This window comes from Effusibacillus sp. SKA8, from assembly GCF_058273125.1.
The window spans coordinates 414611-429126 of the sequence record NZ_JBZCSF010000001.1 but is presented as its reverse complement, the minus strand read 5'-3'; the positions used below and the strand labels follow the sequence as shown (position 1 = coordinate 429126).

At 52.4% G+C, this 14516-nt stretch carries 18 protein-coding genes; 16 read left to right on the top strand and 2 right to left on the bottom strand.

Annotated features, from left to right (window positions below):
* Nucleotides 1–81: 81 nt before the first annotated feature.
* Nucleotides 82–768, bottom strand: coding sequence for a DUF2225 domain-containing protein (locus AC4ED1_RS02215; RefSeq protein WP_490935764.1), 687 nt, complete (start codon nucleotides 766–768; stop codon nucleotides 82–84).
* A gap of 172 nt (nucleotides 769–940) precedes the next feature.
* Between AC4ED1_RS02215 and AC4ED1_RS02210 the strand changes: the two genes are divergently transcribed.
* Together AC4ED1_RS02210 and AC4ED1_RS02205 are read left to right on the top strand one after the other, a co-directional pair.
* Nucleotides 941–1300 carry a hypothetical protein gene (locus AC4ED1_RS02210; protein WP_490935763.1) on the top strand — a complete coding sequence of 120 codons (360 nt, stop codon included), beginning with the start codon at nucleotides 941–943 and terminating at the stop codon, nucleotides 1298–1300.
* A gap of 80 nt (nucleotides 1301–1380) precedes the next feature.
* A complete protein-coding gene (locus AC4ED1_RS02205; RefSeq protein WP_490935762.1) occupies nucleotides 1381–2178 on the top strand; it encodes a DUF2797 domain-containing protein in 798 nt (265 codons plus the stop codon).
* 4 nt (nucleotides 2179–2182) lie between these two features.
* Here AC4ED1_RS02205 and AC4ED1_RS02200 read toward each other — a convergent pair whose 3' ends face one another.
* Nucleotides 2183–2425 (bottom strand): DUF1450 domain-containing protein, encoded by a 243-nt coding sequence (locus tag AC4ED1_RS02200; protein WP_490935761.1) that lies wholly within the window; start codon nucleotides 2423–2425, stop codon nucleotides 2183–2185.
* Between the two features lie 138 nt (nucleotides 2426–2563).
* On the opposite strand from AC4ED1_RS02200, the gene AC4ED1_RS02195 reads away from it, so the two are divergent.
* The 14 genes from AC4ED1_RS02195 to AC4ED1_RS02130 all read left to right on the top strand — a co-directional run bounded on the left by AC4ED1_RS02195 (nucleotide 2564) and on the right by AC4ED1_RS02130 (nucleotide 14443).
* Entirely contained in the window at nucleotides 2564–2956 is a 393-nt protein-coding gene (locus AC4ED1_RS02195) for a sirohydrochlorin chelatase (RefSeq protein WP_490935760.1), read from the top strand.
* 76 nt (nucleotides 2957–3032) lie between these two features.
* The gene (locus AC4ED1_RS02190; protein WP_490935759.1) at nucleotides 3033–3197 is read left to right on the top strand and encodes a hypothetical protein; all 165 of its coding nucleotides are present in this window, start codon (nucleotides 3033–3035) and stop codon (nucleotides 3195–3197) included.
* Between the two features lie 13 nt (nucleotides 3198–3210).
* Complete coding sequence (locus AC4ED1_RS02185; protein ID WP_490935758.1) at nucleotides 3211–3441, top strand: hypothetical protein; 231 nt, start codon at nucleotides 3211–3213, stop codon at nucleotides 3439–3441.
* 28 nt (nucleotides 3442–3469) lie between these two features.
* The gene (locus AC4ED1_RS02180; protein WP_490935757.1) at nucleotides 3470–3817 is read left to right on the top strand and encodes a DUF1450 domain-containing protein; all 348 of its coding nucleotides are present in this window, start codon (nucleotides 3470–3472) and stop codon (nucleotides 3815–3817) included.
* Nucleotides 3818–3876: 59 nt separating this feature from the next.
* A complete protein-coding gene (locus AC4ED1_RS02175) occupies nucleotides 3877–5136 on the top strand; it encodes a protoporphyrinogen/coproporphyrinogen oxidase (protein WP_490935756.1) in 1260 nt (419 codons plus the stop codon).
* A 124-nt stretch (nucleotides 5137–5260) separates the two neighbouring features.
* Nucleotides 5261–5998 (top strand): S1C family serine protease, encoded by a 738-nt coding sequence (locus AC4ED1_RS02170; RefSeq protein WP_490935755.1) that lies wholly within the window; start codon nucleotides 5261–5263, stop codon nucleotides 5996–5998.
* 223 nt (nucleotides 5999–6221) lie between these two features.
* Nucleotides 6222–7229: a type 1 periplasmic-binding domain-containing protein gene (locus AC4ED1_RS02165; protein WP_490935754.1), complete on the top strand. Its 1008-nt coding sequence runs from the start codon at nucleotides 6222–6224 to the stop codon at nucleotides 7227–7229.
* A 14-nt stretch (nucleotides 7230–7243) separates the two neighbouring features.
* Nucleotides 7244–8014 (top strand): DUF3388 domain-containing protein, encoded by a 771-nt coding sequence (locus AC4ED1_RS02160; protein ID WP_490935753.1) that lies wholly within the window; start codon nucleotides 7244–7246, stop codon nucleotides 8012–8014.
* 56 nt (nucleotides 8015–8070) lie between these two features.
* Complete coding sequence (locus tag AC4ED1_RS02155; protein WP_490935780.1) at nucleotides 8071–8910, top strand: helix-turn-helix domain-containing protein; 840 nt, start codon at nucleotides 8071–8073, stop codon at nucleotides 8908–8910.
* 15 nt (nucleotides 8911–8925) lie between these two features.
* Nucleotides 8926–9420, top strand: coding sequence for a YajQ family cyclic di-GMP-binding protein (locus tag AC4ED1_RS02150; RefSeq protein ID WP_490935752.1), 495 nt, complete (start codon nucleotides 8926–8928; stop codon nucleotides 9418–9420).
* A 129-nt stretch (nucleotides 9421–9549) separates the two neighbouring features.
* A complete protein-coding gene (rimO, locus tag AC4ED1_RS02145; RefSeq protein WP_490935751.1) occupies nucleotides 9550–10881 on the top strand; it encodes a 30S ribosomal protein S12 methylthiotransferase RimO in 1332 nt (443 codons plus the stop codon).
* A 1-nt stretch (nucleotide 10882) separates the two neighbouring features.
* Nucleotides 10883–11464, top strand: coding sequence for a CDP-diacylglycerol--glycerol-3-phosphate 3-phosphatidyltransferase (gene pgsA / locus AC4ED1_RS02140; RefSeq protein WP_490935750.1), 582 nt, complete (start codon nucleotides 10883–10885; stop codon nucleotides 11462–11464).
* A gap of 141 nt (nucleotides 11465–11605) precedes the next feature.
* Nucleotides 11606–12841: a competence/damage-inducible protein A gene (locus AC4ED1_RS02135; RefSeq protein WP_490935749.1), complete on the top strand. Its 1236-nt coding sequence runs from the start codon at nucleotides 11606–11608 to the stop codon at nucleotides 12839–12841.
* An 18-nt stretch (nucleotides 12842–12859) separates the two neighbouring features.
* Entirely contained in the window at nucleotides 12860–14443 is a 1584-nt protein-coding gene (locus tag AC4ED1_RS02130) for a DEAD/DEAH box helicase (protein WP_490935748.1), read from the top strand.
* The last annotated feature ends 73 nt before the right edge of the window (nucleotides 14444–14516 follow it).

Genomic DNA, 14516 nt, shown 5'->3' with positions numbered 1-14516 from the left:
TAATCTGGTTGGTTTACCGCAGGGAGCCCCTTTTTATGAAATTTTAAAAGACATTGCCGTCATTGCCCGCCGGTTTTTCCTTCAAAATCCTTTCGGATCTTCGGTTATGGTTTTGTGTGCAGCCTTTATATCGATCCAGCGATCCCTGCCTAATTTTTTCCATTTATGATCGATGTGCTTCGCCGTAAAAAGATAACTGAACCATCTTCTAGTAGACTCATAATGGTTGAGACGAGCGTGCAATTCACCTATCAGATAAACCAATTTGCCTTCTTCAATCGGCAATGAGCTCATCGATTCCGTTTGATAAATTTCTTCGTATTCATTCAAAGCATATTCCAAAAATCTTTGTTCTTCGTTTCGGTTGTTTAAATAACGATTGATCCAGGCGATTCTCAGACATAAATTTGCTAGGATCAATTTCTTTTCTTCCAAGATCGATGCAGACAACAGTGTTAGTTTGTAACCTTTTAATGCGTCTGCAACCGTCCTTTTCCCGCAAAAATCAGCAACTTCAATTTTGTTCAAATACTGATTTTCGAGTCGATTCTTTTTGGTGCCGTTTATCGCTGAAAACGTCTCCGTAAATGCCAAACCGCATGCGGGACAAACGTAAAAATCGTAAAATAAAGGATTGTCCCCCTCGTAATATGTGCAAAAGTCGGTGTCTCTTTTTGCAATTCTTATACTGTGTTTTCTTAATTTTTTTGTGATGAATTGTTTTTGGCAATATAGGCATTGCATTTTTTTATCGTAATAATCTTCCAAAGGAGATGCACCTCTCTAATCGCATTTATTTTTCGCTGAAGGTTGGATCATGTTCATAATCAGACTATAAGTCGATTTGAAAACAGAAACAAGCGGTCAATTCATGGCGGATTCCATTTCCCTCGCAGTTGTGATAAGGTAAAGGATAGATTGTAAGCGAGGAGTACCGGATATGCACTACGCGTTGATTCTTGAGTCAAGCCGTAAAGCAAAGGCGGCCCGGCAGGTATACGAATATCTGAAAAACAATCACAAATCGGAGTTGCTGCCGGAACAAAGGATTGAAACCTACCTTGTCCGCGACGGAGTCCGCGTGCCGCAGCAGGACAAGCACCGCGTGCTCAATCTCCGGTTTCATGACGAACATTTAAGCCCATATTTCAAAACGAACATGAATTTGTTCATTCTGATCATGATGGATGACAAAGTCGGAATGCAGGTGTATAGAGCGGACCGCGGTTGGATGTTTCTGTTCGACAATGTGCAGAATCTCCCGAAACCGTTTGGGGCGCAAGGCTACGACATGCGATAAGCTTCCCGCCGTGGAACGGGTTCTCGGTTGAACCGAATGTGATGGCTTGTACCGGCGAGAAAGAGAGGGGACTGTAACCAATGTCATTTATGGGCTATTTGTCGGATCTTGAGCATGAACCGCTGGAACCGGTGCAATATTACCTGCCGCTTGGCGAAAACCGGATGCCGTTGAACGAGCGGATCGGACAAGCGGTCGAGATTCGCTTTCTCGGCGAAAAAGCTTGTTGCGCCTGTGGACGAAAGGTAACTAAACTGTATAACAACGGATATTGTTACCCGTGTTTTACGAAATTGGCGGAATGCGATCTGTGCATTGTTAAGCCCGACCAGTGCCACCATCATCTCGGGACATGCAGAGACAACGGGTTTGCGGAGGCAAACTGCTTGACTCCGCATTATGTGTACCTCGCTTTGAGCTCGGGCGTAAAAGTTGGGCTGACGAGAAAGAGCAGGGGAAAAGCAAGGTGGATCGACCAAGGGGCGGTACGGGCCATCCCGATTGCCGAGGTGCCGACCCGGAAAGCGGCAGGCGAGATGGAAGCCTTTATCTCGCGGCACATTCCCGACAAAACCGACTGGCGCAAGATGCTGGCGGGCAGAGTGGATGATGCGGATCTCCTGGAAATCCGCGAACAAATCCGCAACCTGTTGCCGCCGGAATTTCAAGCTTATTTGTTGGACGAACAGGAGTTGCACGAGTTTACCTACCCCATCCTGGAGACGCTTGAAAAAATCAAATCTTTGTCCCTCGACAAGCAGGAAACCGTCGCAGGACGCTTGCTGGGAATCAAGGGCCAGTATTTGATTCTCGATCACGGAGTGCTCAACATTAAAAAACATACCGGTTACAAGGTCGAAGTCGTATTTCCGGGATAAGTGCTTACGACCATTCCGACAGTTCCGATTTGATCCTGGCCCGGACCCGGATCATCAGGGAATCGGGATCTTTGTCGGCAACGATATTTCCGTTGATCATAACGTATGATTTTTGCAAACATAGCTTGCATTCACCCAGACAATCGCTTCGCAAGACTGATATCCCGGCGTATTCGTCTTCCAGTACCTCAAGATCAAGCGAGGCTGCGGGGTTGCCTTCGCATACTTCCACGATCACGATACCCATGCGAAATCTCCTTTGCGGCTTGCTGTAACCAATAGTTTAGCAAGAATCCGGCCGGTTAACCATATGATGTGGTAGCGCCGTAAAAATTGTAAAAGCCAATCGCCACTTTCGTGGGAGAATAGGGAGTGGGGTTTGCGGATGAAAACAGGAATCGTATTGGTTGCGCACGGGAGCCGGCTGCAGTCGGCCAACGAAGCGTTGTTGCTGGTGGCCCGATTGTTAAGCCAAGACGGGGAATATCAGGTTGTCCAACCCGCTTACCTTGAGCTGGCGGAGCCTGATGTCTCCACCGGGATTGATCTATGTGTCGCCAAAGGTGCCGACAGGGTGATCGTGGTGCCTTATTTTCTACTGGCGGGCAGCCATGTCCGCGAAGACTTGCCCGAATTGGTGGCGGAAGCGCAGCGGCGGCACCCGGGTGTAATCCTGCATTTGGCGGAAGCCTTGGGAACTCATCCGGTTCTGACAGACATCATTATCGGTCGTATCGATGCCGTACTCTCTTCCGACGAAGGAGAAGATAACCGGTGATTGTAAGGGTCTCATGGCCAAGGGGTTTTTGGTTCATACTACAAAAAGGAAGCCCATCTGTGGAAGGAGATCCGATATGGGGTGCTGGATGTACGAATCGAGACTGTATGACAGTCGATCGATGGCCCAATATGTGGCGATGTGCGTGCGGGACGATCAATCCCTGTCCGGCAACCGCGAACCGATGGTGCATATTTTCAGAACGCGAACAGGAAAGTACGGGGTGAAGTATAAAGTCTGAGGGAGGCGTTGGCATGGAACATGTGTGCCCTCTGTGCAACGGGTTGAACCGGTTGGCAGCGTTTTGCTCCCGTTGCGGGATTTCGCTTGACGACGACGGCCCAGCGACGGATTACGCGGGTCCCTATTCCCCTTACGAGCTGTCGGCGCGGACGGAACAAGCCACGCAGCAATGCGTTCATCTGCTGCATTGTCCGGCATGCGGAAAAGAGTCTTATGCAATTATTCAAAATGATGTAATATAAAAAGAGAACGTAGTTCGTAAAAAAGGGGATGTCGCTGTTGTCTTCTCTGTCTCTGAAATTCTGCAAAAAAAACCTGGAACTGTATTCGCAATCCGTCTATGACGCTCTGAAGGAACGCTATCCGGACGAAAAAATCGAGATTGTCGACTGTGCTGGCGAACATCTTTGCGGTACTTGCGCCGATGTTCCGTTTGCCATCCGCAACAACGCGTTGGTTGGCGGTCGTACAGCAAGGGATTTGTACTACAAATTGGAGCGCGGCATGGAATTTTTGAACAGGCTTTCAAAGCCGCAACCCGCGGCGGATGCGGGCAAACCCGCTCAGGAACCGGCCGCGCAAGAGGCGAAACCAGTCGGGGCGCAAGCGGCGGAATAAATGGGTTTCACACTGGGGACTGTAACAGCAGTCCTTTTTCTTTTGGAAGGGAGTTTGCGATGTTGGACGTGGTGATCATCGGAGCGGGGCTGGCGGGATTGGCGGCCGCCAGACGGTTGACCGATAAGGGAGCGCATGTGCTGGTATTGGAAAAAGAGCATCGTTTGGGAGGACGCCTGTGGACGCGTGAATGGAAGGAAGGCGAAGCGGAGCGCCACGAGCTGGGAGCGCAATTTTTTGCCGGCAAATTCAGGATGATCCGAAGGTTGGCGAAAAGCCTTGAGGTACCCTTGCTTCCCGTCCCTTTTTTATTGCAGATGCGGGTGGGGGAGGAATGGAAACGGGCCCGGTATGACCGCTGGTCGCTGTTGTTGAACCTGCCGGGAGTGCCGTGGCGTGTCAGGTGTGAAGTTTTTCGGTTGGTTTGGGACGCGTTGCTGGCACGCGGGGAGGATCAGGAGTTACGGGAATATGCAAAACGGTTTGCGCCTGAAATCTACGACTATCTCATTGCGCCGTATTACCGGACGATGTTTTTCAGCGATCCGGCCGACGGCTCGGCGCATCATTTTTTCGCCCATTTCGGCCCGCCGCCGTCACAGCGCATTTACCGGCCGGAAGGAGGAATGTCGCGGTTGATCGGGACGTTGGCGCAATGCATACCGGTCAGGACGGGAGACGAGGTGCGTGCGGTCGAACCCCTTGGTGATGCCGTTTGCGTCACGGTCCGGGGAAAAGGGGGAAGCGAGCGGATTTATGCCCGGTACGGGATATTGGCCGTTCCGGGGGATCAGGTTTCGCAGTTGGTCGACATTGGTCACTTTCGCCCTGAGGCTGCCGGTCTGCTGGGAACGGTCGAATACGCGGGAACGGCGGTCGTGTCGATTCGGATGGAGGGAGCGGTGTGTCGGCCGATTTTCGGATTCAGCGTACCGCCCAAGTACGATTCGATTCTTGCCGGCGGAGTGATTCACAACAGGGTGTGGAATGTGATGCTGACAGACAAAGCCTACAGGGCGTTGCAACACCTCTCCGATGGTCGACTGATGGAAAAAGCGGCCTGCGAACTGGCAGGGATCATGCCGGCATTGCGGGCCAAAATCGAAGACATGCAGATTTGGAGGTGGGAGAGCGCAATTCCGAAATTCCGCCCCGGCTTCATCCGGCAGGTCGGCGGTTTGGCGGAGCGATGGCACAGCCGCAACAATCGGATTCATCTGGCTGGTGATTACTTGGAACTGGGGTGTTCGGAAGGGGCGGTCCGTTCCGGGATTCGCGCCGCCGACAGGATTCTTTCTTGCTTGCAGCAGAACGGTTGAATGCCGCGACCCGCGCCGACCGGTTCAAGTCCTGGCTGACGGTTTCACGCAAGGCGGAATGGGCTCACCCCGTCCTTTTTTTCCGAATAGGATAGTACATCTCACAAGATTGAGGTGAGGGCGGGTGCGCAAGAGCAAACAAACGAAACCGAAATTTCCGCGCACACAAAGCAACGCTCGTTCTGTTCGACCTACGTCTTTCAATGTGTTTGCGGAAATCGCCGAACGGTTCAAACGGGCGGTGGTGCTGATCGAAGTGATCCAGGAACACCGGCAGCGGCGAATCCCTTTTTTCGGTGGGTTCGAATTGATGATTCCGGAACAGCAAAAAGAAGTGACAAATGTTGGAACGGGTTTCGTTTGCGATAAAAGAGGGTATATCGTGACAAACCAGCATGTGATACAGGGGGCGGACGCGGTTCTCGTCAGTTTCAACGGAGAAAAGGAGCCGGTTCCCGCGAAAGTCGTCAAAACGGACTACAAGCTGGATATTGCACTCCTCCAGACCTCGTTGCCGGCAAATACCCCGGCTCTGCGCCTCGGTTCCTCCGGTGAGGTGCGTCCTGGCGAGTGGGTGATGGCAATCGGCAATCCGCTTGGACTTGAACATTCGGTGACAGTGGGGGTAGTGTCTGCGGTAGACCGGCCGCTGACGATCGGGAATAGGCACTACAAACATTTGATTCAAACGGATGCGGCGATCAACCGGGGAAACAGCGGAGGCCCCTTGTTCAATTTACACGGAGAAGTCATTGGCATCAATACCGCAGTGTCACAAAGTTCGCAGGGGATCGGATTTGCGATTGGGATTGATCTGGTGCGCTCCGTACTTCGAAAATGGATACCACCCGACGGAAAGTGATTTCCGCCGGGTTTTTGATTTGGATTTGGCGGACGATGGGGAATATGGCATAATAAATGGGGATGCAGGACATTTTTGGGGTGCCGTTCGGGCTTATCAGGAGGATACGAGTTTGGAATTCTTTCAAGCTTTGACGTTCGTATTGGTAGTGTTGCTCACCTTTGGGATCGCACTCGGCCTGGCCAGAAAAAAGAGATGATTCGACCGGGAGTTGTTTGTGCCGATGAAACGCATTTTGACGAGCTGTGGAATCGCTTTTCTGCTGACGGTCTCTTTGGTTTCCGCCGGCTGCCACTCGCCCGATCTGTCCGCGATGAAACCGAGCAAAAGGAAAGTCGCGGTGGCCATTGTCGGAACAAAATCGTTGGCGGGCTCAAAGGAGATTCTTGATTTTACGCAAAAAACGCTGAACGAGTCGGGTGTGGTGTTCGACATTCAAGCGACGGATGACGATGCAAAAGCGAGGGAGGCTTTGGCAGCTCTTGCTTCCAATAAGGATCTCGACCTGATCGTAACGGAAGCGAGATACAAAGAGGCGGTCATGGAGCTTGCCAATGCCCATCCCGACAGAAAATTCAGTCTGGTTGGAATCGCCTCCGGCACCGATTCGAAATCGGTCCGGTACGTGACGGTCAACCGGGAGTTCCAGTCGTTTGTGGCAGGTTTTTTACTGGCGAGCGTTTCGCCGCAAGAACCGGTTGGGGTGATCGTCAAAACGCAAAGGACTGCCGAATCGCCGGAGTGGAAAGGGTTGCTGGAAGGCGTTCATTATGCGGGGAGTTCCGTGAATCCGGTCGTGATCACCCTCGACGCCGCAGCGGGACCGGAGGGGCCTGTCCGGCTCAAAGCGTTGCCGGCCCGGATCTTCGTTTTGCTTGATCCCGTCACGGCCGACCAGATGGGGAAACTTCATGCGAGCGGCAAGCGGTTCTTTTCGATGCACGATGTGCCAAAACCTTATTCCAGTGTGATCGCTTGGCCAAAGCCGTTTTTTGCGGAAGGGGTGCAGGAAGAGGTGCAAGCTCTGTTGAATAATTCTTGGCAAGAAAAGAATTCGGTTGCTGTATCGGTTTCCATGTTTTTTGACTTGCGCCCCGAGGCGTTCCCTCCCGATCTGCTCAACCGCAAAAAAGGCGTGGAAGACGGACTGCGCAGCGGTACGATCCAGCCGGACAACTTTATCAAGCCGCCTGATGACGCCAAAGAGGGCACAAGGAAAAATCCATCCTGACAAGGGGTACTCGTATGGAAGAATGGTATCTGGAATATCACATCCACAAAAACCGCCCGGGGCTGTTGGGAGACATCGCATCGCTTTTGGGAATGCTGTCGATTAACATTGTGACGATCAGCGGGGTCGAAGATCAGCGACGCGGTTTTTTGATCCGCACCAACGACCGGCAAAAAATCGCGGTGTTGCGTGCGATGCTTCGTACAATCGAAAACATCACCATAACCGCTTTGCGGCAACCGACGCTACTCGACCGCCTTGCCCTGCGGCACGGCCGTTTTATCCGCCGCGAGTCGGAAAACGAGAAAACTTATAAATTTGTTCGTGACGAATTGGGAATTCTTGTCGATTTTCTCGGCGAACTACTGAAAAAAGAAGGGAATCAGGTCATCGGAATCCGCGGTATGCCGCGGGTGGGAAAAACGGAATCCATCGTCGCCGCCAGCGTCTACGCCAACAGACGGTGGTCCTTTATCTCGTCAACTCTTTTGCGCCAGACGGTGAGGCATACCCTTGCGGAGGACGAACTTGCGTCCGAAAACATGGTTTATATCCTTGACGGCATCGTCTCGACACTGCGGGCTACCGAACAGCACCGGGCGCTGGTCAGGGAGATCATGCGGATGGACGTGCCGAAAGTCATTGAACATCCGGATATTTTCGTTCGTGAAACGGAATACGGGTGGGACATTTTCGATCGGGTCATCGAACTGCGCAATACGGACGACGAAGTGATTACATACGATACGGTTCAGACCGGATTTACTTCGTTTGACATCAGCTAACGGGTGATTGCAGGCGTTTGAAGAAAACGGGTGGGCAGATCAAGCTGAAGGAGGCTGTGATCTTGAAAGAACTCGGACGTATTTTAAAAACTGCTCGTGAAGACAAAAATCTGACCCTCGACGAGATCGAGGAACGCACCAAAATACGGAAACGCTACCTCCAGGCGATTGAAGAGGGAGACTTGTCGATTCTTCCGGGATTGGTGTATGCACGGGGATTTGTCAAAAATTATGCGGATGCGCTCGGGTTGGACGGGCAGGTTCTGCTCAGGGAATACGGGCTTTTGGCAGAAAAACCTGCAGTGGCCGAACCTGTAAATTCGCAGACTGCCGGGGCGGAAGCCCGGAGCGTCAGCCCTTCCCGGCGGCAGATGCAGTCGCACTCCCGGCGGGAAAACCGCCATTTGCCACAAATGTTGATGGGATTGGCCATCATCGGGATCGTGGGTGTCGGCTACTGGTTCCTTGCAAACCGGGGGGGAACGCCTGCCCCGCAGACTTCGCAGCTTCAACCACCGCCTCTCCCGCAAACGCAAACTCCGGCGGCGGCCGCAACGCCGACTGCCGAACCGAACCCCACGGAACAGCAGAAACCTGCGGAGCCGTTAAAACCCGTAGCAAAGGAAAGTGGCAAGTCGATTTATAAAGTTGCCGACCCGGTGATCAAATTGGAGATCAATACGGAAAACGGGAACTGTTGGCTCGACATTACGGCGGACAAGGTAAAAAAATACAGCAATGTGGCGCCTAAAGGAACCGCTCTGAAGTTCGAAGGGACCGATGAGGTGATTGTGGTGGCCGGTTTTTCGCCGGCTTTGACCGTTAAAGTGAATGACATACCCGTCGAACTGGAACAGGTAAAAGACCGGTACGAGTTTTGGTTCCAAAAGAAATAGCCAGGAGGGAATCGCATGGCAAAAGAAGCATCGTTTGACATTGTTTCGAATGTCGATATGCAGGAAGTGAAGAACGCGGTTAATCAGGCGTGCAAAGAAATCGAATCGCGCTTCGACTTTAAAGGCAGTAAAAGCTCCATTGAATTGAAAGACGGGGAAATCGTCTTAATCGGTGACGACGAGTACAAGTTAAACGCGGTCAACGATGTTTTGCAATCGAAACTGATCAAGCGGCAAATTTCACTGAAGTCGCTGCAATACGGCAAAATCGAGCCGGCTGCCGGGGGGACCGTCCGGCAAACCGTCAAATTGGTCCAGGGCATCGACCAAGAAAACGCAAAGAAAATCGTGAAGCTGATCAAAGATTCAAAAATGAAAGTGCAAGCGGCCATTCAGGGAGACCAGGTGCGGGTTTCCGGCAAAAGTCGCGACGATCTGCAGGAGGTTATCCAACTCTTGAAGAAGCAGGATCTGCCGATCGAGCTGCAGTTTACCAATTACCGCTCCTGACTTTGACTTCCACCATCCTTTCGTATATACTTTGATAATGTTAAAGTATGTGAATCACTGGAAATTTCGGGGGATCGGTCTGGATTGCGTTCGCAAACCGGGCCTTTGATATTTAGGATGGGGGAAACCATGAACCGGAAACTGGCGGTTGTGACGTTGGGATGCGAAAAAAATCTTGTGGATTCGGAAGTGATGATGGGGCTGGTCGCGAAAAAAGGGTATGAAATCGTTCAAAACCCGGATGAGGCGGATATAATCATAGTAAACACGTGCGGATTTATCGACGCGGCCAAAGCGGAATCGGTGGAAACCATCCTGTCGATGGCGGGATACAAAGAGGAAGGATCATGTAAGGCATTGCTGGTCGCCGGTTGCATGGCCCAGCGGTACCAGGACGAATTGATTCGGGAGATTCCGGAAATTGACGGGATTGTAGGGACGGGGGAATATTACAGGATTGGCGAATTGATTGACATCGCGGTTAACGGGGGCGAAAAGCCGCAGTTTCTCGGCAATCCGGTCTACCTGTATGACGAACTCACTCCCCGTTTGGTGACCGGCGGCGTGTCCGCCTATGTCAAGATTGCGGAAGGTTGCGATCACTCCTGCACGTTCTGCGCCATTCCGCAGATGCGCGGCAAATTCCGTTCCCGCCCGATTGAATCGGTCGTGGCGGAAGCGAAATCGTTGGTCAAACAGGGCGTCAAAGAAATCATGTTGATCGCCCAGGATTCCACCCAGTATGGGCTTGACGTGTATGGGAAACGGAATCTGCACGGCCTGCTGGAAGCGTTGAACAATGTGGAAGGATTGGAATGGATCCGTCTGCATTACGCTTATCCTGGTTTTTTTACGGACGAGGTGATCGAAGCGTTCGCGTGCCTGCCGAAAGTGGCCAAGTATATCGATATGCCGTTGCAGCACTCGGAAGACCATATTTTAAAAGCGATGCGCCGCCCCGGCCAGCAGGCGCAAATCCGGAAGTTGGTGGAGAAAATCCGTGACAGGATTCCGGATGTCGCTTTGCGTACCTCGTTTATCGTCGGGTTCCCGGGGGAAACGGAGCAAGATTTTGAAAACCTCTGCCGTTTTGTAAGGGAAATCGGGTTTGACCGGATTGGGGTGTTCACTTATTCCCCTGAGGAAGGGACGCCTTCGGCCGAAATGGAGGGGCAGGTTCCGCAGGACGTGAAAGAACGGCGAGCCAGCATTTTGATGGAAGTGGGGCGCGAAGTTGCCGCAAAACGAAACGGGCAACGGGTAGGACGCGTGTTGAAAGTCTTGATTGAGCGTCCTGATGAAGAGAATCCCGGTGTTTACATCGGGAGAACCGAATATGACGCAAAGGAAATTGACGGCCAGGTGTTTGTAACCGGCAACCGGAAAATGGGAGTCGGCGAGATGGTAAACGTCCGGATCACCCATTCCTACGATTTTGACTTGGCAGGGGAGTGTGTATAAAGTGAATTTGGCTAACCGTATCACGATAGCCAGGATATTTCTGATTCCGGTTATCCTCTTGTTCTTGCTCGTCCGTTTCGACTTCGGAGGCTTTACGATCGGCGGACAAACAACTACGGTTAGCGAAATTGTAGCCGCTTTGATCTTTGTCATCGCCGCGGCTACAGACGGGCTTGACGGCTATATTGCCCGCAAACGGAAAATGGTTACCAATTTCGGTAAATTTCTCGATCCGTTGGCGGACAAATTGTTGGTGACGGCGGCCTTGGTGTCGCTTGTGGAAATGCACCGGGTCGGGGCGATTGCGGCGATCATCATTATTTTTCGGGAGTTTGTGATTTCTGGCCTGCGGACGATCGCCGCGGCGGAAGGGGTGATTCTGGCTGCCAGCAAGCTTGGCAAACTGAAAACCGCTTTGCAAATTATTGCAATTTCCGCTTTGATTCTGAATAATTTTCCGTTTTCCTATCTCGGGATCCGATTTGATGATTTTATGGTGTACTTGGCTGTTTTCGTGACCATTTGGTCCGGGATCGATTATCTCTGGAAGAACAAGCATGTGATCTACAGCGGCCGAATGTAACGGAAGGGAAGATAGGCACCTATCTTCCTTTTCCTGCTCCATTTGAGGGCCTGTGGAATAAGGGAATACCGGCTTTCAGGTTTCTACGGAGCGGATGGCTTGCGTCGCTTCGTTGGGCGTGACTGTTGAGGAGGGAGATGTGTGCGGGCGGAAATTATCGGTGTCGGCACGGAACTTCTTTTGGGGCAAATCGCAAACACCAACGCGCAATACATATCCGACAAACTCGCTCTAGAAGGGGTCAACGTTTATTTTCATCAAGCGGTTGGCGACAATAAGGAACGGATCCAACAAGTGCTTGCGATTGCCCATTCGCGCTCGGAGGTGATTATACTCACCGGGGGATTGGGGCCGACTGAGGATGATTTGACGCGCGAGGCGGTGGCCGATTTTCTGGGGTGCGGGTTGCGGTTGGATCCGGGTGAACTGCAAAAACTCGAGCGGTTTTTTGCGCAACTCGGACGTGAAATGCCACTGAACAACCGCAAACAAGCCATGTTGCTCGAAGGTGGCCGGTTTTTGGAAAATCCGAGGGGAACGGCGCCCGGACAATATCTGGAAGCGGACGGACGCCATTATTTTCTGTTGCCGGGCCCGCCGACAGAGTTAAGGTCCATGGTAACCGACCAAGTCATGCCCATTTTGCGTTCCGTCATCGGCCAAAAAATGACGATTCGCTCCCGTATTTTGCGAATTTTCGGCATTGGCGAGTCTGCTGTGGAACACAAAGTGACTGACATTTTAAGCAGCCAGACCAATCCGACTGTCGCTCCACTGGCATCGGAAGGGGAAGTGACCCTGCGGATTACGGCCAAAGCGCAGTCGGAGGCGGAAGCGTTTGCGTTGATCGCCCCGGTGGAAGAGCGGTTGCGCCAACGTTTGGGAAACTATATATACGGAGTTGATGACGAAACCCTGCCGGTCGCGGTAGGCAAACGATTGGCGGAACGGGGGGAAACACTTGCCCTGGCCGAAAGTTGCACCGGTGGGATGCTTGCTTCCATGATCACCGATATTCCCGGGAGTTCCGGATATTTCAAGCAAGGCTGGGTGACCTATCATAACGACGCAAAAAAAGAACAGTTGGGTGTAGCGGCAGAGTTACTGCACACGCACGGAGCCGTTTCGGAGCAGTGCGCCCGGGCAATGGCGGAGGGGGCAAGACTGCGTTCAGGTGCGGATTGGGCAATTGCCATCACGGGGATTGCCGGGCCGGGAGGCGGTACACCCGAAAAGCCGGTTGGCCTGGTTTATGTAGCTGTTACCGGTCCTGACGGGACTGAGGCAAAAGCGTTTCGTTTTCCGGGGGACAGGCAGCAAATCCGCATTCGTTCCGCCAAAAACGCTTTGTATCTACTGGTAAAACGTTTGCAATAGAACAAGAAAGGTGATAAAATGACAACTTTTGCAGATCTCGGATTGAACAAAAAAGTACAGCAGGCGATCGATGAAATGGGGTTTGAAGAACCCTCTCCGATTCAAGCGCAGTGCATCCCCGTGGTGTTGAGCGGGAAGGACGTAATCGGACAGGCGCAAACCGGCACCGGCAAAACGGCTGCCTTTGGGATTCCGCTCGTTGAGATGGCGACAGCCGCCCGGCATGTGCAAGCGTTGATTCTGACGCCAACCCGGGAACTGGCGATTCAAGTCGCCGGTGAACTCCGGAAAATCGCACGCTATAAACGGGTGCGCACGCTTCCCATTTACGGGGGGCAGTCCATCGGACACCAGATCAAGGCGCTTCAACAAGGGGTACATATTGTGATTGGAACGCCGGGGCGTGTCCTCGACCATCTTCACCGGGGCACGCTAAAACTGGAAAAGTTGCAGACGATTGTACTCGATGAAGCGGACGAAATGCTCGACATGGGATTTATTGACGATATTGAGGCGATTTTACAGGAGACTCCAAAAAGCCGGCAAACGCTTTTATTCTCCGCCACAATGCCGGACCCGGTGAAAAAACTGGCGAACCGCTATATGAAAGATCCGGTCAATGTGACGATCAACCGGGGCGAAGTCACGGTGCCATTGATCGAACAGGTGTATTACAAGGTGCTGGAACGCAACAAACTGGAAAGTTTATGCCGAATTATCGACAGCGAAGACATTCAGCTTGGAATTGTATTCTGCCGGACGAAACGTGGCGTCGACGAATTGACGGAGGCCTTGATCGCGCGGGGATACATGGCGGACGGCCTGCACGGAGACTTGTCGCAGGCGCAGCGGGATCGCGTAATGAAGAAATTTCGCAACGGAGAAATCGAGTTGTTGGTCGCTACCGATGTGGCAGCACGCGGAATTGACGTCGGAAACGTGTCCCATGTCGTAAACTACGATATTCCGCAGGATCCGGAATCCTACGTGCACCGGATTGGGCGAACGGGCCGCGCGGGTAAGCGGGGTCTTGCGATCACATTGGTAACGCCGAGGGAGTTCAAGCTGTTAAAAACGATCGAAAAGGAAACCAAAGCGAAAATGATGTCGCGGGAAGTGCCGTCTCTTGCGGATGTCGCCGAGCGCCAGGCGGAGATGTGGCGTGAACGCCTGCGGTCCGCCGTACAAGAAGGGGGGCTTGCCCACTACAGGGCGATTTTGGGAAATCTGGTCGATGAATTCGATCCGGTCGATTTGGCGGCAGCCGCGTTGAAATTAAGCGCCGGTGACCTGCAATTGGAAGAGCGGCAGGATTACGATTTCGGAGATACCGGCGCCGCCCCCGGCATGGTGCGTTTCTTTATGAATATCGGACGCAGCGCAAAAATCGGCCCTGCCGATCTGATCAAATTTATCTCGGAAGAAGCGGGCATTCCGGGGCAGGCGATCGGTAAAATCGACATTTTCGACAAATTTACTTTCCTTGAGGTCGAACAGGAATCCGCGCCGTTTGTGTTTGAATCGTTGCGCCAGTCGCGCATGAACGGTTCCCGCGTCAATCTGGAACCGGCACGCCCGCGAGAACGGATTTCCCGCAGCTGAATGCGGATTCCCAAAAAAGCAGGATGCTGACTCTTGCACATTCTGCTTTTTTTGTGTATTATTGCAATTACAA